Here is a 23,825-nt window from a genome sequence, read left to right as displayed (position 1 = left end):
GTGGGGACGGCAGCCGCCGCCTGCGGCCTTCACCTGCCCTTCGGACTAGCGCATGTGCGGTGAAGGCACTTGCCTGTTGGTACGTGACGACTCGACGACTCGGGCCGGTCGGTTTACTTGGCGGCGATGCCGACCGTGGCGAGGTCGATCTTGCCCATGGAGTCGTTGAAGTAGACGTTCGTCAGACGCGGGTTGTGGTAGACGAAGGCCTTGTCGAAGTTGATGGGAAGGTAGAGCGCCTTCTCCATGACCTTCTTGTTGATGTCCGTGTAGAACGGGGCGGCGGCTTCCGGAGTCGCGGCGGCGGCGGCCGTCTTGAAGAGCTGGTTGATCTCCGGGTCGTTGATCATCGTGTAGTTGTTGTTGCCGTTGGGCTGGATGAACGATCCGTCGACGAGCGGCTGGAGGAAGCCCGAGCCGGAGTTGTAGTCGGCGCCCCAGCCCATCACGATGATGCCGTAGTTCTTCTTCTTCACGTTCTCGGGCGAACCGATCACGGAGGAGGAGAGCTTGCCGTCGTACTGGTCGATGGTGACCTTGATGCCGACCTTGGCGAGCGAGGCCTGCAGGGACTCGGCCGTCTTCACCTCGGGGGCGCGGTTGTTGCGCACCGCGATGGTGGTCTCGAACCCGTCCGGCTTGCCACAGGCCTTGAGGGCCTCCTTGGCCTTGGCCTCCTGCGGCTCGCCCTTGGTCAGGTTGAAGGGGTCGTAGCCCTTGTCGGCACCCGGGATGCCGGGCGGCAGCATGTTCGCGCCGAGGTCACCGCTGGTCGGGCCGCCGCGGGCGGTCTGCAGGGACTTCGGGTCGGCCGCGTAGATGACGGCCTTGCGGCACTCGATGTTGTCGAACGGCGCGACCGTGGTCGGGAAGGCGAAGTAGCGGATGTAACCCGTGAACGGGTTGTCCGCGTTCTGCTTCAGCTTCTCGTCCTTGAGGACCTTGTTCTTGCCGGCCTGCTGCATGCCCGTGCCGTCGATGGCGAGGTCGATGTCGCCCGACAGCAGACGCGCGTCCATGTCGTCCGGGTTGGTGGTCACCGTGAAGGAGACCTTGTCCGGCAGACCCTTGCGGATCGTGTCGGTCTTCGGGTCCCAGTTCTCGTTGCGGACGAAGGTCGCGCCCTTGCTCGCGGTGAAGCTCTCGACCTTGTACGGGCCGGTGGAGACGGGCTTGTTGGTGTACGTCGCGCCCGTGTCCTTGGCCGCCGGGACCGGCGAGGAGGACGGCATGGCCAGCAGGTAGCTGAAGTCGGAGTTGGCGCTCGCCAGGTTGAAGACGATCGTCTTGTCGTCCGGCGTCTCGACGGACTTCAGGCCCATCTTGCCCGGGTCGGTGTCCTTGTACGGGCCGGGGTACTTCTGGCCCTGGTCGAGGATGTCGATCAGGTAGGTGGGGCCGCCGGACAGTACGTCCTGCGCGAAGACGCGCTCGATGCCGTACTTGAAGTCCTTCGAGGTGATCGGCGTGCCGTCCTCGAACTTCACGCCGTCCTTGATCTTGAGGGTGTACGTCTTGCCCTCGTTGCTCAGGACCGGCAGGCCCTCGGCGAGGTCCGGGACGAGCTTGCTGCCGTCCTTGCCCGGCTTGCTGTCGTACGCGAGCAGCTGGCGCACGTAGAGGCGCTGGATGTCCCACACGAAGCCGTAGTAGGCACGCGCCGGGTCGAGGTAGTCGACGTCCTGCGGCGACCAGAGCTTGAGCTCCCCGCCCTTGGCGTCCGAGGGGTTCACCATGCCGGTGGTGGCGGCGTTGAAGGCGGCGCCGCCCTTGCCCTCGGTCTTCTTGCCGCTGTCACTGCCACCGCACGCGGCGGTCAGGGACAGGGCGGCGATCACGGCGGTGATCGCGAATGCCTGCTTTCTGCGGATCACGTTGGTCCAACCTCCATTGGTGGGTGAATCGTTGAAGCGGTTCAGCTGCCCTTGGGGTCGAGCGCGTCGCGCAGCCCGTCCCCGAAGAGGTTGAACGCCAGGACGGTGATGAAGATCGTGATACCGGGGACCACCATGTACGCGGGGTCGTCCTGGTAGATGGGGATGGCGTCGGACAGCATCTTTCCCCAGGAGGCCGTGGGCGGCTTGACGCCGGCACCGAGGAAGCTGAGGGCCGCCTCCGTCAGGATGTTGGTCGGGATGAGCAGCGTCGAGTAGACGAGGATCGGCGCGACCAGGTTGGGCAGCAGCTCCTTGATGAGGATGTAGCCGCGCCCGGCGCCGAGGCTGCGCGCCGCCTCGACGTACTCGCGCTCCCGCAGGGAGATCGTCTGGCCGCGCACGATGCGGCCGATGTAAGGCCAGCCGAAGAAGCCGATCACGACGATCAGTACGCCCATCCGGACACCCGAACCCGAGAACCCCCAGAGGGAGTTGGGGACGACGGAGACCAGGGCGATGGTGAACAGCAGCTGCGGGAAGGCGAGCAGCAGGTCCATGACGCGGCTGATGACGCCGTCGACCCAGCCGCCGATGAACCCGGCGAGCGCGCCGAGCAGGCTGCCGATGGTGACCGACACGAAGGCCGACAGGAAGGCGACGACCAGCGAGATGCGGGCGCCGTAGACGATCCGGCTGAACACGTCGCGGCCGTTGGTGGGTTCGACGCCGAGCAGGAAGTCGGAGCTCATGCCGCCGAAGGAGCCGAGCGGTGTGCCGAGGTCCGGGTCGATCAGGTCCTCGTGGAACTCGTTGGGCGGGTGGCCCAGCAGGCTCACGATCTGCGGTGCGAAGACCGCCACCAGGATCAGGAAGATCACGACCACGCCGCCGGTCAGCGCGACCTTGTCGCGCTTGAGCCGCATCCAGGCGATGCGGCCGGGCGAGCGGCCTTCGATGGCCTTGGCTGGGACGTCGGCTACGGACACGGGTGCGGGCGATTCCGCGCTCGTGTCATGCAGTGGTGCCGTCATCGTGGTGGGGACCCCTCTCGGCCGACGGTTGCCGGCCCATGCCCGCCGCTGTGGCGGCGTTGGTGCGGAGTGGCGCTCGGAGTGCGTGGTGACACGCAGGACGCGTGTGAGGTGCAGGAACTGCGGGAAGTGCGGTGCAAAGCCACAAGCAAAAAATCATTTGCCGAACCGGGCCTTGGAGGACTGACCGGCTCTTGGGTGGGGAGTCTTCATCGGCGCTGCGATCAGCCGCCAGACCCGCAGATGAATGGATGCGCAACCGTGATGTGAGGGTCGGGTTCCCGTTATCCGGACTTCGCTCTCGCCTGAGCGGATCAACACCGTCCGTTCGGTACACAATCGGACATGGCGCCCAACTCGCGGTAGGAGCATGCCTTTTGGGCCCACAAGGGTGGCGAAATCCGGACAAGCCGAAGGCCGCGGGGAACGGTCGTTCCCCGCGGCCTCGGTCGGTTCGACACGGCCGTCCCGGTCCCTGGACCGGGGCCTGGTCAGTAGGCCGGAGCCTGGCCCTCGCGGTCGTAGAAGGGGCGCGTCTGGGCGCGCAGCCACATCGCGACGGGATCGTGCTCGTCGGCCAGTGCCACCGTGCACACCGGCACGCCCTCGGGCACCGCGCCGACCGACTGGCGCATCATCTCCCGTACGGATTCCAGCGCGGGCGCGGAGGCGTCGTACAGGTCGAGCCCCACCGCGAGGTACGGCGAGCCCAGCGAGGGCTGCACCCAGGCGCGGCGCAGCGAGCGCACGGCGGGGGTGCGGTGCGCGTGCTGGGTGAGCAGCCCGTAGAACTGCGGGAGCTCCAGGGCGGGCTCGGACAGCCGCAGCGGGCCGGCCGGCATCCGGTCGAGCCCGGTGGCGATGCGGCGCAGGTCGGCCCAGGGGATGCCGAGGCCGCCGCCCTGGGCGTGCGGGTTGAGCCACAGGCCCCAGCGGTCGGGGTAGAGGGCCCGGGCGATGTCCCGGCCGGTGACCACCTCGTAGCCCCTGTTCCAGCCGCTGGCGGCCAGTTCCTGGGGGGAGGTCACGCACGGCGCGTACCCGAGGCCCTCGACCTCCATGCCGCCGTACTGGGCGTCCGGGGAGCCCGGCTGCCCCTGCCAGAGCAGCATCCACAGGCGGCCCTCGGCGAGGGCGTGCAGAAGTGACTCGTAGCTCTCGAAGCGCCCGGGCGTCACCTGGCGCATCATGTGCTCGACCTGCCCGGCCGCGGCCGTGCCTGACGCACTCACCCGGTACCCCTCTTCGTCCGCCCGTCCACCCGTATCGGCACCCAGCTTAAGCGGCGCTACGCGAGGTAGAAGGGGCGTACGCGCTCGGCGATGAAGTCGACCACCGGGTCCTGAGCGGCGTCGAGGAGGATCAACTGCACGGGCCAGGGCGGCGCCACGCGGGCCAGGGCCCGGCCGAGGGCGTCCATCGGGGCGTTCCGCATGGCGGGCTCCCATCCCAGCAGCCGGACACCGACGTAGAGCTCCGGGGCCCCGCCCTCGACGCTGGCCAGGCAGCGGTGCGCGGCGGCGACCACGCCGGTGGCGCGGAACTCCTCGGCGGCGGCCGCCAGGAAGTCCACCGGGTCCTCCTGCCAGTCGGGCTCGTAGAGCCGGACGCGGCCGCCGGTGGCGGGGCCGTCGAGGGGGGTCCGGCCGGTGCGGCAGAGCTCCGCGACGGCGGGCGGGGGCAGCGGAACCCCGACGGCGCCCTCGGGGTTCACGGCGATGCCGAGCTGCGGGGGAAGGCCGCGGGCGAACTCGACGGCGGGGGCCACCGCGAAGTCCATGCCGGGACCGACGCAGGCGAGGAACTGGGCTTCGGAGCTGTACACGGGGACGTACGGCGCTCCGTTGATCTCCATGGTGGGCAGTGTGAGGCCGCCGGCCGCGTCCGGGCCGCCACCGGCGGGCAGCGGCACCCAGAGCCGGCTGCGGCCGAGCACCTCGACGATCCGGGCACCGGCGTCCGCCTGCCCGAGCGCCGCCCCGAGCACCTGCTCCAGCTCGTTGTCCGGCCAGCCGCCGCCCTGCATGTACGCCTCCGCTGTTTCGCCCCACCCTGTCGGCCCGAGATTAACGGCTCGCACCGACACCGCCGCCGGGGCCCCCGACCGCCCGTCGGCGCTCCCCGCCCGCCTGCGGCCGCCCTACGGCTGCCGGAACGCTATGCGGCTCACCCGGGCCGCCGCACCGCGGTCCAGGAGCACCGCCGAGGTGCAGCCCGCCGGGACGCGGCCCGATTCCGCGTCGCGCAGCAGCCGGGCCACCGCCACCCGGTGGCGGGCGAACGCGTACGCCGACACCCCGCGCCCCCGCGCCGCCTGCCCGGCCAGCGCCTCCTCCGCGCTGGTGTCCAGCAGCAGCAGGTGCAGCGCCCGGCCGCGGCGCCGCGCCGCCGCGGCCAGCAGGCTGCGGACCCACGTCTGCGTTCCGCAGTCGTGGACCACCGCCGAGGCGCCGGAGCGCAGGGTCCGCCAGAGCCCCCAGTAGTGGTCGAAGCGGACCAGCGGCCGGTACACCGCGTACGGCAGCGCCCTCGGCATCCGGCGCTCCCAGCGCTCGCGCACGTCCTGGGAGTCGATGCCGCCGTCCTCCGCGGCCCGCTTGATCAGCGTGCTCTTGCCGCCGCCCGGGAGGCCGGACACCACGACGATGTCCCCTTCCGCGAAGCCGAGCCACTGCGGTCCGTGCGCGCCCCGGCCGCGCAGGTCGCGTACGGCAGCGCCCTCGGCGCGCGCCCGCCGCGCCGCCGGCACCGCCTCCACGGATCCCGTCCCGGTCGACGCCAGCACTCCGAATCTCCGCACAGTGATCGCCTCCCCCCATCGGGCCCCGCAGGGCCCCATTCCCACTGAGTGTAAAGAGACGGTAATCCGGCACCCCCGGTTCCGGTCGGCGCATCCCGCCCGCATTCCGGAAGCGCCCCCGGTCCGTCCTCACCCGTCCGCACTTCCTCCGCGCCTTCCTCCGCACGTTCTTTCGGGCCCGCACCCCCGATCACCCGGACGGCGTGCAATGATGTGCGCCATCTGGACCAACTGCATACCGGCCGCTTGAATCCGCGCGGGAGAGTCCCGGCACGCCGTGAGGCGCTGCCCGGGCGCCGAAGGAGCAAGTACCTCCCTTGAATCTCTCAGGCCCCGTACCGCGTGGATGAGGCAGATCTGAAAAGCGAGCCGCGCCGCCGTCCCCCGCGACGGCATCCGCGTGCGCTCCACCCAAGGTGCAAGTCGACGTTCCCCGGGTCCGACCGGGAACTCTCGGCGAACCTCTCAGGTTCCGATGACAGATGGGGAGGAACGTCCTCGTCATGTCATGCCCTGGGACCCGGGAGCCACACCCATGAGCACTGCCCCCCGCCTGACCGCCCTCGACGCGCTGCACCGTTCGCTCGGTGCGACCATGACCGACTTCGCGGGCTGGGACATGCCCCTGCGGTACGGCAGTGAGCGCGACGAGCACAACGCCGTCCGGACCAAGGCCGGCCTCTTCGACCTCTCCCACATGGGCGAGATCACGCTGACCGGCCCGGAGGCCGTCAAGGCCCTGGACTACGCGCTGGTGGGCAACATCTCCACCGTCGGCGTCGGCCGCGCCCGCTACACGCACATCTGCCAGGAGGACGGCGGGATCGTCGACGACCTGATCGTCTACCGCCTGGGCGAGACCGAGTACATGGTCGTCGCGAACGCCTCCAACGCCCAGGTCGTCCTGGACGCCCTGACCGAGCGCGCCGCCGGTTTCGACACCGAGGTCCGCGACGACCGTGACGCGTACGCGCTGATCGCCGTGCAGGGCCCCGAGTCCCCCGGCATCCTCGCCTCCCTCACCGACGCCGACCTGGACGGGCTGAAGTACTACGCCGGCCTGCCGGGCACGGTCGCGGGCGTGCCCGCGCTGATCGCGCGTACGGGCTACACGGGCGAGGACGGCTTCGAGCTGTTCGTCGCCCCCGAGCACGCCGTGGAGCTGTGGCAGGCGCTGACGAAGGCCGGCGAGGGCGTCGGCCTGGTCCCGGCCGGCCTGTCCTGCCGCGACACGCTGCGCCTGGAGGCGGGCATGCCGCTGTACGGGCACGAGCTGACCACCTCCCTGACCCCGTTCGACGCGGGGCTGGGCCGGGTCGTGAAGTTCGAGAAGGAGGGCGAGTTCGTGGGCCGCGCCGCCCTGGAGGCCGCCGCCGAGCGCGCCGCGACGAACCCGCCCCGCAAGCTCGTCGGCCTGATCGCCGAGGGCCGCCGCGTCCCGCGCGCCGGGTTCCCCGTCGTGGCCGGCGGCCAGGTCATCGGCGAGGTCACCTCGGGCGCCCCGTCCCCGACGCTGGGCAAGCCGATCGCGATGGCTTACGTGGACGCGGCGCACGCCGCGCCCGGCACCTCCGGCGTCGGCGTGGACATTCGCGGTACGCATGAGCCGTACGAGGTCGTGGCCCTGCCGTTCTACAAGCGGCAGAAGTAGCCCCGTACGCCGTACCGGTGCCGCGGCGGTCCCGTACGGGCGCCCTCCCCGGCTCCGTACCGACCGTCTCAGTACGCAAGACCACTGTTCGTTCGCACTCCCCCGCATCCAGGAGAATCAGGTCATGAGCAACCCCCAGCAGCTGCGTTACAGCAAGGAGCACGAGTGGCTGTCGGACGCCGAGGACGGCGTCGCGACGGTCGGCATCACGGAGTTCGCGGCCAACGCGCTCGGTGACGTCGTCTACGCCCAGCTCCCCGAGGTCGGCGACACGGTGACCGCGGGCGAGACCTGCGGCGAGCTGGAGTCGACCAAGTCCGTCAGCGACCTGTACTCCCCCGTCACCGGTGAGGTCGTCGAGTTCAACCAGGACGTCGTGGACGACCCGGCGCTGGTGAACACCGCTCCGTTCGAGGGCGGCTGGCTGTTCAAGGTGCGCATCTCGGAGGAGCCGGCCGACCTGCTCTCCTCCGAGGAGTACGCCAAGCTCACCGCCGGCAACTGACCACAGGGGATCCTGATGTCTGTTCTGAACACCCCCCTCCACGAGCTCGACCCGGACGTCGCCGCCGCCGTCGACGCCGAGCTCGCCCGCCAGCAGTCCACCCTGGAAATGATCGCGTCGGAGAACTTCGCTCCGGTCGCCGTCATGGAGGCCCAGGGCTCGGTCCTGACCAACAAGTACGCCGAGGGCTACCCGGGCCGCCGTTACTACGGCGGCTGCGAGCACGTCGACGTGGTCGAGCAGATCGCGATCGACCGGATCAAGGCCCTGTTCGGCGCCGAGGCCGCGAACGTCCAGCCGCACTCCGGTGCGCAGGCGAACGCCGCCGCGATGTTCGCGCTGCTGAAGCCGGGCGACACGATCATGGGTCTGAACCTGGCCCACGGCGGTCACCTGACCCACGGCATGAAGATCAACTTCTCCGGCAAGCTCTACAACGTGGTCCCGTACCACGTCGACGAGACCGGCGAGGTCGACATGGCCGAGGTCGAGCGCCTCGCCAAGGAGTCCAAGCCGCAGCTGATCGTCGCCGGCTGGTCCGCCTACCCGCGCCAGCTGGACTTCGCCGCCTTCCGCCGCATCGCGGACGAGGTCGGCGCGTACCTGATGGTCGACATGGCGCACTTCGCCGGCCTGGTGGCCGCGGGCCTGCACCCGAACCCGGTGCCGCACGCCCACGTCGTCACCACCACCACGCACAAGACCCTCGGCGGTCCGCGCGGCGGTGTCATCCTGTCGACGCAGGAGCTGGCCAAGAAGATCAACTCCGCGGTCTTCCCGGGTCAGCAGGGCGGCCCGCTGGAGCACGTGATCGCGGCCAAGGCGGTCTCCTTCAAGGTGGCGGCCTCGCCCGAGTTCAAGGAGCGCCAGGAGCGCACCCTGGAGGGCGCGAAGATCCTCGCCGCCCGCCTGGTCCAGGACGACGTGAAGGCCGTGGGCGTGGACGTCCTCACCGGCGGCACCGACGTGCACCTGGTCCTGGTCGACCTGCGCAACTCCGAGCTGGACGGCCAGCAGGCCGAGGACCGCCTCCACGAGGTCGGCATCACGGTCAACCGGAACGCGATCCCGAACGACCCGCGGCCGCCGATGGTCACCTCGGGTCTGCGGATCGGTACGCCGGCGCTGGCCACCCGCGGTTTCGACGCCGAGGCCTTCACCGAGGTCGCCGAGATCATCGCGCAGGCGCTGAAGCCCGCCTACGACGCCGAGGACCTGAAGGCGCGCGTCTCGGCGCTCGCCGCGAAGTTCCCGCTGTACCCGACGCTCTAGGCGCCGGCCCGGAGGGGCCCGGCCCTGTTTCCCACAGGGCCGGGCCTTTCCCATGACCGGAGCCGCCCGTCTGCGCCGCGCGGGGCGTCCAGGCCCACTCCGCCGGTCTGCCAGGGCCCGACCCCGTCCTGGAGACGGCGCGGCCCCCGCCGCGGACGCCGCTGGAGCGGGAACGTGACCTGACCCACGCCCAACCGCAACCTCGCGCACCCGTTCCGGCAGCCGAGCCGTTCACCTCACCACGTTAAGCTCGACTGTCGGACAAAAACCGAACAATCACCCCTCCTGAAACACCCGAACCACCCGCACCGCCTCTCCTGCCCCCTCCCGCCCCACGAGCAGACAAGGGAGTCCGCCACCGTGGCCATCTCCGTCTTCGATCTCTTCTCCATCGGCATCGGCCCCTCCTCCTCCCACACGGTCGGCCCGATGCGGGCCGCCCGCATGTTCGTGACCCGGCTGAAGAAGGACGGCGTACTCGCCCAGACCGCGGCGGTCCGGGCCGAGCTGTACGGCTCCCTCGGCGCGACCGGCCACGGCCACGGCACGCCCAAGGCGGTGCTGCTGGGCCTGGAGGGCCACTCCCCCCGCTCGGTGAACGTGGAGAGCGCCGACGACGAAGTGGAGCGCATCCGCAAGACGGGCCGCCTGCGCCTGCTCGGCACCGAGATAGGGGGCGCGCACGAGATCGCCTTCGACGAGCCGAGCCAGCTGATCCTGCACCGCCGCCGGTCCCTGCCGTACCACGCGAACGGCATGACGCTCTTCGCGTACGACGCCGCGGGCGCCCCGCTGCTGGAGAAGACGTACTACTCGGTCGGCGGCGGCTTCGTGGTGGACGAGGACGCGGTCGGCGAGGACCGGATCAAGCTCGACGACACGGTGCTGAAGTACCCCTTCCGCAGCGGCGACGAGATGCTGCGCATGGCCCGGGAGAGCGGCCTGTCGATCTCCGCGATGATGCTGGAGAACGAGAAGGCCTGGCGCACCGAGGAGGAGATCCGCGAGGGCCTGCTGGAGATCTGGCGGGTCATGCAGGCGTGCGTCGCGCGCGGCATGTCGCGTGAGGGCATCCTGCCGGGCGGCCTGAAGGTCCGGCGCCGGGCCGCGAACACCGCCCGCAAGCTCCGCTCCGAGGGCGACCCGCAGGCGCTCTCGATGGAGTGGATCACCCTCTACGCGATGGCCGTGAACGAGGAGAACGCGGCCGGCGGCCGGGTGGTCACCGCTCCGACGAACGGCGCCGCGGGCATCATCCCGGCGGTCCTGCACTACTACATGAACTTCGTGCCCGGCGCCGACGAGGAGGGCGTGGTCCGCTTCCTGCTGGCAGCGGGTGCGATCGGCCTGCTCTTCAAGGAGAACGCCTCGATCTCCGGCGCCGAGGTCGGCTGCCAGGGCGAGGTCGGCTCGGCCTGCTCGATGGCGGCGGGCGCCCTCGCCGAGGTCCTGGGCTGCACCCCGGAGCAGGTGGAGAACGCGGCCGAGATCGGCATGGAGCACAACCTGGGCCTGACCTGCGACCCGGTCGGCGGCCTCGTCCAGATCCCGTGCATCGAGCGCAACGGCATGGCGGCGGTCAAGGCCGTCACCGCGGCCAAGATGGCCATGCGCGGCGACGGCAGCCACAAGGTCTCCCTCGACAAGGTCATCAAGACCATGAAGGAGACCGGCGCCGACATGAAGGTCAAGTACAAGGAGACCGCCCGCGGCGGCCTGGCGGTCAACGTCATCGAATGCTGATCCATTGATCCGGCACGCATGAGTCAGGAGGGGCCCGGCGCGGTGCGCCGGGCCCCTCCCGCGTTCGACTTCGCCGGCGGCAACCTCGGCAACTCCGCGCTCCGGGGCGTCCCACCAGGGCAACGGCGCCCAGGCCAACGGCGCCGGCTTCACCGCCGTCGGGCAGTCCGACGACTCGTTCGTGTTCACCCCGTCCCGTAGCGGACCGGCGACGCGGCGGCCCGCCCTCCCCCGGAGGGCGGGCCCCTCCGCGTTCCCGTACCCGTTCCTGTGCGAAGACGGGCCCAGCGGCCCCCGGGGTCGGGACCTTCGGCCCGCCGGGGCGGCCGTGGGGTGGGCTAGCTTGCCCGAGAGGGCCGCAAACCCCCGCCGGGACACGACAGAGAGGCGCAGCGCATGGACGGCATCGAGCACCGCGTCCTCCCGCTCCGGCTGGAGGCCCCGCCCGGGCCCGTGCCGGTGTGCGGGGCCTTCACGTACCGCCGCGACCGGCCCTACGAGCTGGCGCTCGACTTCCGGGGAGCCGGGACGCACCTGGCGCGCTGGGTGTTCTCCCGGGACCTGCTGCTCGACGGGGAGACCTGCCCGACGGGCGAGGGGGACGTCCAGGTGTGGCCGCGGTGGCAGGGCGGGGAGCCGCGGGTCTTCCTCGCCTTCAGCAACGGCACGCAGAGCTGCGTGGTGTCCGCCCGGGCGAAGGACGTACGGGCGCTGTGCCGGCGGCTGGTCGGGCTGGTGCCCCGGGGCGAGGAGCGGCGGCACTACGACCTCGACGCCGAGCTCAGCACCCTCCTCCCCCGGTAGCGACGGATTCGGGACGGTTTATTTAATTTTGGTCCGGTTTGGGTGCAACCATGAGCCCGCCGGGAGTGTCCTCAGCAGTGACACCGGTCCCCGCCTCCGAAGAATCAGGGGGACGTCATGAACCACCTCCGCCGCCGGCAGCTCGTGGCACTCGCCACAGGTGCGCTGCTCACCGCCGGGATCACCCTCGCCGCGCCGGCCTCGGCCGCCGCCCGGCCCACGCCGCTCGTCGTGAACGCCCGCTGGGGCGGACACTGCACGTACGACCGCATCGTCATCGACCTGCGGGGATACGGTCCCCGGGCCACCGTCACCCGCGTCCCGCGGCTGGTGCACGACGGGTCCGGCGCACCCGTCCCGCTCGCCGGGAAGTACTTCCTGGAGATCCGGCTGCATCCCGCCGCGGCGCACCACCGCGCGGGCGACAGCAGCTACCGCGGGCCGAAGCTGGTCAGGATCCACCTGCCGCAACTGAAGGGCCTCGCCCTGACCGGCGACTTCGAGGGCTACGTGACCTTCGGCGCGGCCTTCGGCGCCAAGCCCTCCGTCAACTCCTTCACACTGCACGCGCCCGAGCGGTTCGTACTGGACGTCGCCCACCGCAACGTGTGCCGCTGAAGGCGAGGGGGAGGGCGGGTCCGCCGGGTGCCCGCCCTCCTCCGTTCCGCCGGGTCGGACCACATGAACGCCCGGCCCCTGCCGGCGCAGCTGGAGCCGGCGCCGGCCGACGCACCGAGGCACCGAGGCACCGGCGTGATCCGAAGCAGGCGGTTCAGCGGTGCTCGGGGTTCGGGAAGTCGAAGCGGCAGCCGGCGTCCCATTCCGACCGCTGGTTGCCGTGCGCCGGGATGCCGCCCGCGCGCTTGAGGAGGGCGGCCAGGTGCATCAGGTTCCAGGACATGAAGGTGGTGTTGCGGTTGGTGAAGTCGTTCTCGGGCCCGCCCGAGCCGGGGTCGAGGTACGAGGGCCCGGGCCCGGCCTCGCCGATCCAGCCCGCGTCGGCCTGCGGCGGGATCGCGTAGCCGAGGTGCTGGAGGCTGTAGAGGACGTTCATGGCGCAGTGCTTCACGCCGTCCTCGTTGCCGGTGATGAGCGCGCCCCCGACTCGCCCGTAATAGGCGTACTGGCCCTGCTCGTTCAGGATCGAGGAGCAGGCGTAGAGCCGCTCGATGACCTGCTTCATGACGGAGCTGTTGTCGCCGAGCCAGATCGGGCCGCACAGCACGAGGATGTCGGCGTCCATGATCTGGCTGTACAGGACCGGCCACTGGTCGGTTTCCCAGCCGTGCTCGGTCATGTCGGGCCAGACGCCGGTGGCGATGTCGTGGTCCACGGCGCGGATGAGCGAAGTCCGGGCGCCGGCCGCCTCCATGACGGCGCGGCTGCGGTCGATGAGGCCCTCGGTGTTGCTGGGCTCGGGCGAGCGCTTGAGGGTGCAGTTGACGTAGACGGCGGTCAGGTCGGAGTAATCGTATGCGGCGGCCACGCCGCCAGCCTGCGCGGCCTCGGCCGGGACCGCCACCGGACCGCACCCGTTCGGGCCGGGTTGGTGCCGGTCCGTCCGTCCGACTAGGGTCGTCTGGCCTTGGTGTTCGGGAAACCGGTGGAAAACCGGTGCGGCCCTCGCCACTGTGAACGGGAAGTCCGGCTCCATCCTGCGGGAGGCCACTGGGCGGCGCGGGAGGTTCCGCACCGCCCGGGAAGGCGGAGCCAGGGCATCAGCACCCGTGAGCCAGGAGACCGGCCGAGGCGCGTTGTCCATCCACGAGGTGCTGGAGAGGTCTCGCCACTCATGCATATAGCCGAGGGGTTTCTGCCCCCTTTGCACGCGGTCGCCTGGGGCGCCGCGTCCACTCCGTTCGTCGTCCACGGTGTCCGCGCCCTCACGCGCGAGGTGAAGGCGAACCCGGAGAGCACGCTGCTGCTCGGGGCGTCGGGAGCGTTCACTTTCGTCCTGTCCGCCTTGAAGATCCCATCGGTGACGGGTAGTTGCTCGCACCCCACCGGGACCGGTCTCGGGGCGATCCTGTTCCGACCGCCGATCATGGCGGTGCTCGGCACGATCACCCTGCTCTTCCAGGCGCTGCTGCTGGCGCACGGCGGGCTGACCACCCTCGGCGCGAACGTCTTCTCGATGGCGATCGCCGGGCCCTGGGCGGGCTACGGGGTCTACCTGCTGCTGAAGCGCTTCGACGTCCCGCTGATGGTGACCGTCTTCTTCGGCGCCTTCTTCGCCGACCTCGTCACCTACTGCGTGACCTCCGTGCAGCTGGCGCTGGCCTTCCCGGACCCGGGCTCCGGGTTCCCGGGCGCCCTCGCGAAGTTCGGGGGCATCTTCGCGGTGACCCAGATCCCGCTCGCGGTGAGCGAGGGGCTGCTGACGGTCCTCGTGATGCGGCTGCTGATGCAGTCGAGCAAGTCGGACCTGGTCCGGCTGGGCGTGGCGAAGCTGAGCGGCCGCAGCGGGCAGAAGGCGGCGGTCTGATGAGCATGAGCCGGAACGCGAAGATCAACGGCCTGCTGCTGCTCCTGGTGGCGGCACTGGCCGTACTGCCGCTCGCCCTGGGGATGGGCGAGGGCAAGGAGGAGCCGTTCGCGGGCGCCGACGCGCAGGCGGAGACGGCTATCACCGAGCTGAAGCCGGATTACGAGCCGTGGTTCTCGCCGCTGTACGAACCCCCCTCCGGGGAGGTGGAGTCGGCGCTGTTCGCCCTCCAGGCCGCACTGGGCGCGGGTGTGCTCGCGTACTACTTCGGCGTCCGAAAGGGCCGCCGCCAGGCCGCTGCCGCGGCTCCGGCTCCTGCCCCCGCCCCCGCCCCGGCGGCGGATCCCGCCGCCGCGGAGTCGTAGGCGGTGCTGCCGATCGACGTGGCGGCGCACGGCAGTCGGTGGCGCCGCCGCCACCCTCTGGAGAAGGCCCTGCTGGGGCTCGGCCTGACGGTCACCGCCGTGTGCCTGCCGCCCTGGCCCGGCGGGCCGCTGGTCGCCGCCGCCACGCTGGCCGTGCTCCTCGGCCCGGCGGGCGTGGCCGGGCGCCAGCTGTGGCGGGCCTTCCGGATCCCGCTGGGCTTCTGCTTCACCGGCGCGCTGCCGCTGCTCGTCGCCGTCGGCGGCCCGGCCGGGTTCGTCTCGCTCGCGCCCGACGGCCCCCGGCATGCCGCGGATCTGCTGCTGCGGACCTCGGCGGCCTCCCTCGGGGTGCTGCTGTTCGCGTTCACCACGCCCGTCTCGGACGTCCTGCCCCGGCTGGTCCGGGCCGGAGTCCCGGCGCCGGTGGTGGACGTGGCCCTGGTCATGTACCGCATCGGCTTCCTGCTGCTGGATTCGATGGCCCAGGTCCGGCGCGCCCAGGCGGCCCGTCTGGGCCAGTCCGGGCGGGCGGCGGTGTGGCGTTCCCTGGCCGGGCTCGCCGCGACCTCCTTCGTACGGGCCTTCGACCGCGCGGCACGGCTCCAGGAGGGCCTGGCCGGGCGCGGGTACGACGGCACGCTGCGGGTCCTCGTACCGGAGGCGACGCTGTCGTGGCGGTTCCTGGCGGCGTCGGGGGCCCTGCTGGCGGCCCTGATCACCCTGACCCTCACCCTGAAGGGGCTGTACCTGTGAACCCGTTGGACCCGTTGGTGGAACTGGCCGGCGCCGGCTACGCGTACGAGGACGGCCCGGTGGTCCTCGCCGACGTCGACTTCGCCATCGCGCAGGGCCGGGCGCTGGTCCTGCTGGGCCGCAACGGCAGCGGGAAGACCACGCTGATGCGGCTGCTGAGCGGGGGCCTGCGACCCGGCTCGGGGTCCCTGCGCCTCGACGGCACGGCGGTCTCGTACGACCGGGCGGGGCTGACCCGCCTGCGCACGGCGGTGCAGCTGGTGGTCCAGGACCCGGACGACCAGCTGTTCGCGGCCTCGGTGGAGCAGGACGTGTCGTTCGGCCCGATGAACATGGGGCTGGCGGCGGACGAGGTCCGCGCCCGGGTGGATTCGGCGCTCGCCGCGCTGGACATCACGGCGCTGCGGGACCGCCCGACGCACCTGCTCTCGTACGGCCAGCGCAAGCGCGCGGCGATCGCCGGGGCGGTGGCCATGGCCCCGCGGGTGCTGATCCTGGACGAGCCGACGGCGGGCCTGGACCCGGACGGGCAGGAGCGCCTGCTGGACGCCCTCGCGGGGCTGCGCGCGGCCGGCACCACGGTGGTGATGGCCACGCACGACGTCGACCTGGCGGTCCGCTGGGCCGACGACGCGGCGGTCCTGACCCCGTCGGGCATCCGCACGGGCCCGGCGGAGACGCTCCTGTCGGACCCTCAGCTCCTGGCCTCGGCGGGACTGCGCCCGGCCTGGTCCCCGGCGGTGGCGTCCTTCCTCCGCGCCCACGCCCTCCTGGCCCCGCAGGCGCCGGGCCCAAAGACCCCGGAGGCACTGTCCGCCTGGCAGTAGGGGCGGGCTTCCCTAGGATGGCGGCATGTCGCTGCCGCACGCCATCCTCACCGCCCTGATGGAGAAGCCCTCGTCGGGGCTGGAGCTGACGCGGCGGTTCGACAAGTCGATCGGGTACTTCTGGTCCGCGACGCACCAGCAGATCTATCGCGAGCTCGGCCGGCTGGAGGAGGCGGGGCTGATCCGGGCGCTGCCCAGCGAGGTGCCCGTACGGGGGCAGAAGAAGGAGTACGAGGTCCTGGACGCCGGCAGCGCGGAGCTGGCGCGGTGGGTCGGCGAGAGCCAGGATCCCAAGGCCATCCGGGATCCGCTGCTGCTGCGGATCCGGGCGGCCGCCGTGGTGGGGCCGCACGGGCTGGCCGCGGAGCTGCGGCGCCACCTGGAGCTGCACCGACGGCAGCTGGCGGTCTACGAGGCCATCGAGCGGAAGGACTTCCCGCCGGGGCGGGACTCCGACGAGGACCGCCTGCGGAGGCTCGTCCTGCACGGCGGAACCGGCCTGGAGACGTTCTGGCTGCGCTGGCTGGAGGAGGCCCTGGCCGAGGTCGAGGGCATGGCCTGAGCGGCGCGGAGCCCCCGTACCGTCCCACAGGGGGCGGCACGGGGGCTCCGCAAGGGCTGGCTCGCCTACTTGTTCAGGGCGGCCCAGAACTCGTCGAAGCTCATGCGGCCGTCGCCGTTCGCGTCCTTGGCGGCGATCACGGCGTCCGCGACGGCGCCGGTGACGAACGCGTCGCCCATCGCCTTCATGGCCGCGCTGTACTCGTCCGCCGTGACGAAGCCGTCACCGTCCGCGTCGAACTTGCCGAACGTCGCCCGCGCGCTCTCGATGTCAGCCACTGGGATCCACCCCTTCTCGGTGCTTGTTGACCGGCCAAGGGTAGCGGCACCCGCCCCCCGCCCTGTCCGGGGGCCGCCCCCGGGGCTCTCCGGCCCCGACCCGCCGGAGACGCCCTAGCGGAAGATCCCCGTGTGGCCGAGCGAGTAGCGGCCCGGCTGGGGGTAGACGGCCAGGCCGTGCGGGCCGCCGCCCACCCGGATCTTGGCGAGCTGCCGACCGGTCGCCGTGTCGATCGCGTAGACCTCGGAGTTGTAGCGCCCCGACAGCCACAGCACCTTGCCGTCGGCGGAGACGCCGCCCATGTCCGGGCTGCCGCCGTCCGGCAGCTCCCACTTCTTCGTGAGCTTGTTCTGCTTGAAGTCGAAGACGGAGATGCTGCCCTCGCCGCGGTTGGAGATGTACATCTCCCTGGAGTCGCGGCTCACGTACAGGCCGTGCGTGCCCTTCCCGGTGGGCAGCAGCTTGGGGACGTCGAACTTGTCCCCGCTGAGCACCCACATGCCGTCCGCCATCATGTCCGCGACGTAGAAGGTCTTCCCGTCCGGGGAGACCTTCACGTCCTGCGGCATCGCGCCCTCGAACGGCAGCTTCTGCTGGCCGACGACCTCCATCCTCTCGGTGTCGACCTTGAGGAGCTCGCCGGAGAACTCGCAGCTCACGATGAAGTACCGGCCGTCGGCGGAGAAGTCCGCGTGGTTGACCCCGAAGCAGGTCACGGGGACCGTCTTCACCCGGTTCATCGTGTGCGGATCGCGGAAGACCAGCTCGCGGTCCATGGAGGCCATCACGATCGCGTACTTCCCGTTCGGCGTGAAGTACAGGTTGTACGGGTCGTGCACCTCGACCGGCTCGCCCGCCTCGCCGGTGGCCGGGTTGATCGGGGTGAGCGTGTGGCCTCGGTTGTTGTTGACCCACAGGGTCTTCATGTCCCAGGACGGGACGACGTGCTGGGGCTGGATCCCGACCGGGATGGTGTCGATGACCTTGTACGTCTTCGGGTCGATGACGGACACCGTGTTGGAGGTGGTGTTCGGCACGTAGACCCGCGACGGGAAGTCCTTGACCAGTGGCGAGAGGTTGTTCGGCCGGTCGGCCGCGTACACGTCCTTCGGGTCCAGGAGCGGCGGCATGCCGGCCAGGCCGGGCGGCACGGCCGGGACGGCCTTGACGGGCTGCCGGGCCGGGGCCGCGGAGCCGAGCGCCTCGGCGGGCTCCTTGTCGGCCGATCCGCAGCCGGCCAGGGCGGCGAGGACCAGACCGGCCAGCAGCACGGTGGCCTTCCGGGGAAGGCGGGTGGTCGTCATGAGGTCAGCAGCTCCGTGGTGGTCACCGCGCGCAGCTTGCGGCGCGCGAGTTCTTCGAGGAGGGGCGGCATCGCGTCGACCGTGTCCGCGTAGCCGAAGTGCAGGCTCACCACCGATCCGCCGTGGATCGTGCCGGTGACGGTGCGGATGACGGCCGCGGCACCGGGCGAGGTGAAGTCGAGGGAGTCCACGTCGTACGAGAGGACGTGCGGGTAGCCCGCCCGCCGGGCGAGCTCCTTGACGAGCGGGGTGGCGTACTGGGTCTGGGAGGGCCGGAACCAGGTGCCGATGGAGCCGGTGAGCCGCTTGAGCCGCTGCGCGCAGCCGGTGATCTCGGCGTAGGCCTCCGCCTCGGGCATGGTGTTGATCGCGAGGTGGCGCTGGGTGTGGTTGCCGAGCTCGTGGCCACCGTCCAGGACCCGGCGGGCCATCTCCGGGTGGGCGTCGAGCCAGCTGCCGATCGCCAGTACGGTGACCCGGGCGCCCGCCCTCTCGGCCTCGGCCAGCACGGCCCGGGCGATGGCGGGGTCGCCGTTGCCGTGGAAGGTGAGGGCGACCAGGGGGCGGTCGCGCGGACCGTGCGCGATCTCGTCGGGCTGGCCGGGGTAGCGGCGCGGGACGGCGGCGGCCCGCACGGGGGCGGGTTTCGCCGAGGGCGCCTCGGCGGGCGGGCCGGCGGGCGTACGGGCACCCGTGCCGCAGGCGGCGGTGAGGACGCCGAAGGCGGCCGCGGCTCCGGCGCGGAGGGCGGATCGGCGGTCCGGGTAGCAGAGCACCTGCCCATTTAAGGGGTGGATGACGCGAAAGATAACGATTGACCCATTTCGGGCCCTCTATCGGAGTACACCCGGATGAGGGAGTGTCCGATATTCGATCAATGAATCACACGGAGCGACGGATAGTTATTCATCGATTGCGAGGTGAGTGGCCCACCTCACCTAGGATTCAACCCGAAACTCTCACTATTTGCACACTTATGTCCAGGTTGGGACTTTTGGTGTTTGGTCGCCCGTCTGCCATAGTCGGAATCACGGCTTCCCCATTGACCCGAGCGAAGTCGCCACGCCGAGGATCACACCCCCTTCGATCCTCGGCGCATCCATGAAGCCCCCACGACGCCCCACCGCGGCGACCGGGGGCTTCAGGCATTCCGGGGTCCTGCGCCGGGGGCGGTCAGCGGTCGGCCACCCGCATCTCGAACCAGGTGATCTTGCCGCGCGGCAGCAGGTCGGCGCCCCAGCGGTCGGAGAGCTTGTCGACGAGGAAGAGCCCCCGTCCGGTGGTGTCCAGCTCGTGCACCGGCATCAGGCAGGGCAGCCCGCGCGAGGGGTCGCGCACCTCGACGCGCATCCAGCCGCGCCGCCGGTGCATCCGTAAGCCGAACGACCGGGCACCGGTGTGCCGCACCGCGTTGCCGACGAGCTCGGAGACCAGCAGGACGGTGTGTTCGGACACCTGCGGGGAGAAGCCCCAGAACCGGATCACCACGTACTGGGCGAGCCGGCGGGCCGTGCTCGCCGACTCCGGCATGGACGGGAGGTTCACTTCCGCCTCAGCCGGATTCCCGTACAACTCCAGTGCCTTGAGACCCTGTTCGTCCTCAAGAGCCGCCGTCAGCCGTACGGCGGAAGCGCCGTTGCGCTGCCGCGGCTGTTCCACACCCTCCAGGCCCGCCATGCACCCATCATGGAGGGCCGATGCGCCCGCCCGGGCCGTTCCTTGGGAAAACACCCCCCGGAATCATCGATTCCGAGGGGGTGTTCCGTCATATGCGCCAGGCAAGCGGAGAGCTGTCGGACCACCCTGATCTGCGGTGACCCACCGCTCCCGGAAGATCACTCGCAGTGGATCTCCACCAGTCCTTAAGGCTCCCTTAAGGCCTGGCTAATCCACCCCTAGGGAGGACCAACGGCTTTGCGGTCAGACGAACTTCGCCTTGCCCGGGCCCTCCTCGACGAAGCTGCGCATGCCGCGCTCGCGGTCCTCGGTGGCGAACAGGCCCGCGAACCAGTTGCGTTCGATGGTCAGGCCGGTGTCGATGTCCGCCTCCAGACCCGCGTCCACGCACTCCTTGGCGGCGCGCAGCGCGATCGCCGGGCCCTGGGCCAGCTTGGCGGCCCAGGCGTGCGCCTGCTCGTACACCTCGGCGGCGGGCACGACGCGGTCCACGAGCCCGAGGGCGAGCGCCTCCTCCGCCTTGACCATGCGGCCGGTGAAGATCAGGTCCTTGGCCTTGGACGGGCCGATCAGCCGGGACAGCCGCTGGGTGCCGCCGGCCCCCGGGATCAGGCCCAGCAGGATCTCGGGCTGGCCGAGCTTCGCGTTGTCGGCGGCGATCCGGTAGTCGGCGCACAGCGCGAGCTCGCAACCGCCGCCGAGGGCGTAGCCGGTGACGGCGGCCACGACGGGCTTGGGGATCCGGGCCACCGCGGTGAACGCGTCCTGGAGCGCGCGGGACCGGGCGACCATCGCCGCGTGGTCCATCGTCTGCATCTCCTTGATGTCCGCGCCGGCCGCGAACACCTTCTCGCCGCCGTAGATGATCACCGCGCGCACGTCGGCCCGGTCGGTGGCCTCCACCGCGAGCTCGCGCAGCCGGTCCTGGGTGGCGATGTCCAGGGCGTTCATGGGCGGCCGGTCCAGGCGGAGGGTGCCGACGCCTTCGGAGACTTCGAGAGAGAGGGTCATACGCGGAAGGTTAGCGGTGGCTAACGCGAGTGGCCCGGTGCTGTGGGTCACAGCACCGGGCCACTCGACTACGTACGGGAGAGGACTACTTGATCCACTCCGCCCAGTCCATGTTCCAGCCGTTGAGGCCGTTGTCCGGGGCGATCTGCTTGTCCTTGGAGTTCTTCACGATGACGACGTCGCCGATCAGCGACTCGTTGAAGAACCAGGCGGCGGGCTGGTTGCCGTCACCCGCGCCGCGGACGTCCTTGAGGCCCACGCAGCCGTGGCTGACGTTCTCGGAGCCGAACGTGCCCGAGGAGGCCCAGTAGTTGCCGTGGACGAAGGTGCCCGACTGCGACAGGCGCATCGCGTGCGGGACGTCCGAGATGTCGTACTCGCCGCCGAAGCCGACGGTCGCGCCGTTCATCCGGGTCACCTTGTACTTCTCGCTGATGACCATCTGCCCGTTGTACGTGGTCGTCGACGGGGCGCCCGCGGTGATCGGGAGGTCCTTGAGGACCTGGCCGTCCCGGACTACCTGCATCGTGTGCTCGCTCGCGTCGACCGTGGAGACCTGCGAGCGGCCGATGGTGAAGGTGACCGTACGGGTCTGCTTGCCGTAGACGCCGGGACGGCCTTCGACGCCGTCGAGGGCGATCTTCACGGTGACCTTGGTGCCCGCGGCCCAGTACTTCTCGGGGCGGAAGTCGAGGCGGTCGTTGCCGAACCAGTGGCCCTCGACCGGGACCGACGGCTCGGCCGTCACCGTGATGGCCTTCTCGACGGCCTCGGTGTTGGTGATGCCGCGGGTGAAGTTGAACGACACCGGCATGCCCACGCCGACGGTCTCGCCGTCCTCGGGCGTGTAGTGGCCGACGAAGGTGTTGGTCGGGGTGAGGGTGGTGAACGTGGTGTCCTTGGCGGACTCGCGGCCGGCCTCGTCCTTGGCGACGGCGTGCACCTTGTACTCGGTGGCGGCGGCCAGGTTGCGGCCGGGCTCCCAGCTCGCGCCGTCCGCGGCGAGCTTTCCGTCGACGGCGTTGCCCTTGGTGTCGGCGACGGTCACCGTGGTGAGCTTGCCGCCGGTGCTGGTTATCTTCAGGACGCCGCTGGTGGCGACCTCCTTGGCCCCGTCGTCCGGCTTGACGTTCACGACGGCCTTGGACGCCTCGGTGCCGTTCTTGCCGCCTCCGCCGGCGCCGCTGTTGTCGCCGCCTCCCCCACCCGTGTTGCCGCCTCCGCTGCACGCGCTGGTGAGCAGCAGTGCCGCTCCGAGCAGGAGGGCCGGCAGGCCGGTGCGGCGGGCGCGGCCGCGTATCGGCTGCAGGTTCACTCTTCTTCTCCCCATGTCCCCCGCGCGCGGACAGTCGCGCGCATGTCGACAGGAAATCACACGGGGGGATGACGAAGAGAAACGGTCTTGTCACCGTTCCGTCCCAAGAGGGGGAACGCCCGGCGGACGGCGGCGGGCTCGGTCCTCCGTACCGGGTTCGGTGCACTCCTGGCCGTCGCGGCCGCGCGCCGGGCGCCTCCGGCAGGGGCCCGGCGAGCCTCAGGTGATGGCGGAGCCCGCGACCCAGTCCGCCCAGGACATGTTCCAGCCGCCCAGCCCGTTGTTCGGGGCCACCGTCTTGTCCTGGGAGTTCACGACCTCCACCACGTCCCCGACCAGGGTCCGGTCGAAGAACCAGCCGGCCGGGGTGTCCGAGCCGCCGCCCTTGTCGTCACGCAGCCCCACGCAGCCGTGGCTGGTGTTGGTGGAGCCGAAGGTGTCCGGGCTGGCCCAGTAGTTCCCGTGCAGGAAGGTCCCGGAGGTGGTGAGCCGCATGGCGTGCGGGACGTCGGGGATGTCGTACTCGCCCCCGAACCCGACGGTCTGGCCGTTCATCCGGGTCACGTCGAACATCTCCAGCACCACCATCTTCCCGTTGTAGGTGGTGTGCTTCGGCGCCCCGGCGCTGATCGGGAGCGTCTGGACCAGCTTCCCGTCCCGGCGGACCTCCATCGTGTGCGCCTCCGCGTCCACGAGGGAGACCTGGGAGCGGCCGACCGTGAAGGTGACGGACTTGTCCTGGATGCCGTACGAGCCGGGCGCGCCCTGCACGTCCCGCAGGTTCATCGTGATGGTGACCTCGGTGCCGGGCTTCCAGTACGCCTTGGGCCGGAAGTCGAGGCGCTCCTTGCCGAACCAGTGGCCGACGACCTGTACCGGCGGCTTGGAGGTGATGGTGATGGCCCGCTCGACGTCGGCGCGGTTCGCGATCGACCGGTTGAAGTTGAAGGAGACGATCATGCCGGTGCCGACGGTGGAGCGGTTCTCGGGCTTGAAGTAGCCGATGAACCGCTCCTCGGGGACGTAGGTGGTGAAGGTGGTGTGCCGGGCCTGGCGCCGGTTGTGGCCGTCGAGGGCGACCGCGTCCACGGTGTACTTGGCCGCGAGCGCGAGCCGGCCGCCCTCGGTGTCGGGGCTCCAGCTGAGGCCGTCGGGGGCGATGGAGCCGGGCACGCGCTCCTCCTGGGCGTCCTCGACCTTGGTCACCACGACCCGTTCGAGGCGGCCCTCGGGCACTCTGACGGTCAGCGGCCCCTCGGCCGGAACCCCCTTGGCGTTGTCCTCGGGGGTGATCCGGATGGCCTCGTCGGGCGACCGGGGTTTGCCGGGAAGCTGGATCTCGACGGGGGAACCGCCGCTCGCGGTGCATCCGGCCAGGCCGCCCAACAGGCCCGCCCATGCCGCCACGGCGGCCAAGCCCGCCCCTGCCCGCCTCGTCAGAATGGTCACGATCCCTCCAACGACCGGGCCCCTCCGGGGGAAACGTGAGCGCGGGCCACGTTCCGGGCAGATCTCTCCGGGCAGAACAGTGGGAAGGACCAGACGGGGGCGGGCCCGGGCAGGG

Annotated in this window: 24 protein-coding genes and 2 riboswitches; of the genes, 11 read left to right on the top strand and 13 right to left on the bottom strand. The window is 71.0% G+C overall.

The window, feature by feature from the left end; genetic code table 11:
• Positions 1-113: 113 nt before the first annotated feature.
• The 5 genes from ACIBAD_RS12500 to ACIBAD_RS12480 form a co-directional block, all read right to left on the bottom strand.
• Positions 114-1,874 carry an ABC transporter substrate-binding protein gene (locus ACIBAD_RS12500; protein WP_398906256.1) on the bottom strand — a complete coding sequence of 587 codons (1,761 nt, stop codon included), beginning with the start codon at positions 1,872-1,874 and terminating at the stop codon, positions 114-116.
• A 41-nt stretch (positions 1,875-1,915) separates the two neighbouring features.
• Positions 1,916-2,908, bottom strand: a complete 993-nt coding sequence (locus ACIBAD_RS12495) for an ABC transporter permease (RefSeq protein WP_134070991.1) — start codon at positions 2,906-2,908, stop codon at positions 1,916-1,918.
• Positions 2,909-3,399: 491 nt separating this feature from the next.
• Complete coding sequence (locus ACIBAD_RS12490; RefSeq protein WP_134070993.1) at positions 3,400-4,140, bottom strand: enhanced serine sensitivity protein SseB C-terminal domain-containing protein; 741 nt, start codon at positions 4,138-4,140, stop codon at positions 3,400-3,402.
• Between the two features lie 56 nt (positions 4,141-4,196).
• Positions 4,197-4,934, bottom strand: a complete 738-nt coding sequence (locus ACIBAD_RS12485; protein WP_134070995.1) for an enhanced serine sensitivity protein SseB — start codon at positions 4,932-4,934, stop codon at positions 4,197-4,199.
• Between the two features lie 114 nt (positions 4,935-5,048).
• The gene (locus ACIBAD_RS12480) at positions 5,049-5,714 is read right to left on the bottom strand and encodes an AAA family ATPase (protein WP_398906423.1); all 666 of its coding nucleotides are present in this window, start codon (positions 5,712-5,714) and stop codon (positions 5,049-5,051) included.
• A gap of 241 nt (positions 5,715-5,955) precedes the next feature.
• Positions 5,956-6,059, top strand: a riboswitch (glycine riboswitch).
• A gap of 184 nt (positions 6,060-6,243) precedes the next feature.
• On the opposite strand from ACIBAD_RS12480, the gene gcvT reads away from it, so the two are divergent.
• The 6 genes from gcvT (at position 6,244) to ACIBAD_RS12450 (ending at position 12,301) form a co-directional block, all read left to right on the top strand.
• Complete coding sequence (gcvT, locus tag ACIBAD_RS12475; RefSeq protein WP_134070997.1) at positions 6,244-7,359, top strand: glycine cleavage system aminomethyltransferase GcvT; 1,116 nt, start codon at positions 6,244-6,246, stop codon at positions 7,357-7,359.
• Between the two features lie 124 nt (positions 7,360-7,483).
• Positions 7,484-7,864, top strand: coding sequence for a glycine cleavage system protein GcvH (gene gcvH / locus ACIBAD_RS12470; RefSeq protein ID WP_134070999.1), 381 nt, complete (start codon positions 7,484-7,486; stop codon positions 7,862-7,864).
• A 15-nt stretch (positions 7,865-7,879) separates the two neighbouring features.
• Complete coding sequence (gene glyA / locus ACIBAD_RS12465) at positions 7,880-9,136, top strand: serine hydroxymethyltransferase (protein ID WP_030857337.1); 1,257 nt, start codon at positions 7,880-7,882, stop codon at positions 9,134-9,136.
• A gap of 360 nt (positions 9,137-9,496) precedes the next feature.
• Positions 9,497-10,879: an L-serine ammonia-lyase gene (locus ACIBAD_RS12460; protein ID WP_134071001.1), complete on the top strand. Its 1,383-nt coding sequence runs from the start codon at positions 9,497-9,499 to the stop codon at positions 10,877-10,879.
• 396 nt (positions 10,880-11,275) lie between these two features.
• Entirely contained in the window at positions 11,276-11,683 is a 408-nt protein-coding gene (locus tag ACIBAD_RS12455; protein WP_398906251.1) for an SsgA family sporulation/cell division regulator, read from the top strand.
• A gap of 117 nt (positions 11,684-11,800) precedes the next feature.
• Complete coding sequence (locus ACIBAD_RS12450) at positions 11,801-12,301, top strand: hypothetical protein (protein ID WP_398906250.1); 501 nt, start codon at positions 11,801-11,803, stop codon at positions 12,299-12,301.
• A gap of 154 nt (positions 12,302-12,455) precedes the next feature.
• Here the strand turns inward: ACIBAD_RS12450 and ACIBAD_RS12445 are convergent, their stop codons facing one another.
• Positions 12,456-13,169, bottom strand: a complete 714-nt coding sequence (locus ACIBAD_RS12445) for a flavodoxin family protein (RefSeq protein WP_398906248.1) — start codon at positions 13,167-13,169, stop codon at positions 12,456-12,458.
• Positions 13,170-13,252: 83 nt separating this feature from the next.
• Positions 13,253-13,447, top strand: a riboswitch (cobalamin riboswitch).
• Positions 13,448-13,475: 28 nt separating this feature from the next.
• On the opposite strand from ACIBAD_RS12445, the gene ACIBAD_RS12440 reads away from it, so the two are divergent.
• The 5 genes from ACIBAD_RS12440 to ACIBAD_RS12420 are packed head-to-tail and all read left to right on the top strand — an operon-like array spanning position 13,476 to position 16,675.
• Positions 13,476-14,168: an energy-coupling factor ABC transporter permease gene (locus tag ACIBAD_RS12440; RefSeq protein WP_134071009.1), complete on the top strand. Its 693-nt coding sequence runs from the start codon at positions 13,476-13,478 to the stop codon at positions 14,166-14,168.
• 5 nt (positions 14,169-14,173) lie between these two features.
• On the top strand, positions 14,174-14,533 hold the full coding sequence (locus ACIBAD_RS12435) for an energy-coupling factor ABC transporter substrate-binding protein (protein WP_398906421.1): 360 nt from the start codon (positions 14,174-14,176) through the stop codon (positions 14,531-14,533).
• Positions 14,534-14,536: 3 nt separating this feature from the next.
• On the top strand, positions 14,537-15,286 hold the full coding sequence (gene cbiQ, locus ACIBAD_RS12430) for a cobalt ECF transporter T component CbiQ (protein ID WP_398906245.1): 750 nt from the start codon (positions 14,537-14,539) through the stop codon (positions 15,284-15,286).
• Between the two features lie 5 nt (positions 15,287-15,291).
• Complete coding sequence (locus ACIBAD_RS12425; RefSeq protein ID WP_398906419.1) at positions 15,292-16,113, top strand: energy-coupling factor ABC transporter ATP-binding protein; 822 nt, start codon at positions 15,292-15,294, stop codon at positions 16,111-16,113.
• A gap of 25 nt (positions 16,114-16,138) precedes the next feature.
• Positions 16,139-16,675, top strand: a complete 537-nt coding sequence (locus ACIBAD_RS12420; RefSeq protein ID WP_398906244.1) for a PadR family transcriptional regulator — start codon at positions 16,139-16,141, stop codon at positions 16,673-16,675.
• Between the two features lie 65 nt (positions 16,676-16,740).
• On the opposite strand, the gene ACIBAD_RS12415 is transcribed toward ACIBAD_RS12420, so the two are convergent.
• The 7 genes from ACIBAD_RS12415 to ACIBAD_RS12385 form a co-directional block, all read right to left on the bottom strand.
• Positions 16,741-16,953 carry an EF-hand domain-containing protein gene (locus tag ACIBAD_RS12415; RefSeq protein ID WP_030159204.1) on the bottom strand — a complete coding sequence of 71 codons (213 nt, stop codon included), beginning with the start codon at positions 16,951-16,953 and terminating at the stop codon, positions 16,741-16,743.
• Between the two features lie 114 nt (positions 16,954-17,067).
• Positions 17,068-18,258 carry a YncE family protein gene (locus ACIBAD_RS12410; protein ID WP_134071015.1) on the bottom strand — a complete coding sequence of 397 codons (1,191 nt, stop codon included), beginning with the start codon at positions 18,256-18,258 and terminating at the stop codon, positions 17,068-17,070.
• Positions 18,255-19,034: a polysaccharide deacetylase family protein gene (locus ACIBAD_RS12405; RefSeq protein ID WP_398906241.1), complete on the bottom strand. Its 780-nt coding sequence runs from the start codon at positions 19,032-19,034 to the stop codon at positions 18,255-18,257. Before ACIBAD_RS12405 ends, ACIBAD_RS12410 begins: the two co-directional genes overlap by 4 nt.
• Positions 19,035-19,431: 397 nt before the next feature.
• Positions 19,432-19,935: an ATP-binding protein gene (locus ACIBAD_RS12400; protein ID WP_134071019.1), complete on the bottom strand. Its 504-nt coding sequence runs from the start codon at positions 19,933-19,935 to the stop codon at positions 19,432-19,434.
• 243 nt (positions 19,936-20,178) lie between these two features.
• A complete protein-coding gene (locus ACIBAD_RS12395) occupies positions 20,179-20,946 on the bottom strand; it encodes an enoyl-CoA hydratase-related protein (RefSeq protein ID WP_119095225.1) in 768 nt (255 codons plus the stop codon).
• A gap of 85 nt (positions 20,947-21,031) precedes the next feature.
• Positions 21,032-22,276: an Ig-like domain-containing protein gene (locus ACIBAD_RS12390; protein ID WP_166682040.1), complete on the bottom strand. Its 1,245-nt coding sequence runs from the start codon at positions 22,274-22,276 to the stop codon at positions 21,032-21,034.
• Positions 22,277-22,480: 204 nt separating this feature from the next.
• Complete coding sequence (locus ACIBAD_RS12385; RefSeq protein ID WP_134074384.1) at positions 22,481-23,701, bottom strand: Ig-like domain-containing protein; 1,221 nt, start codon at positions 23,699-23,701, stop codon at positions 22,481-22,483.
• Positions 23,702-23,825 lie beyond the last annotated feature (124 nt).

The sequence above is a fragment of the Streptomyces sp. NPDC051109 genome, from assembly GCF_044455885.1.
Taxonomy (GTDB): Bacteria; Actinomycetota; Actinomycetes; order Streptomycetales; family Streptomycetaceae; genus Streptomyces.
Note: the sequence above shows the minus strand (reverse complement) of the source record. Positions and strands in the feature narration are given on the sequence as shown.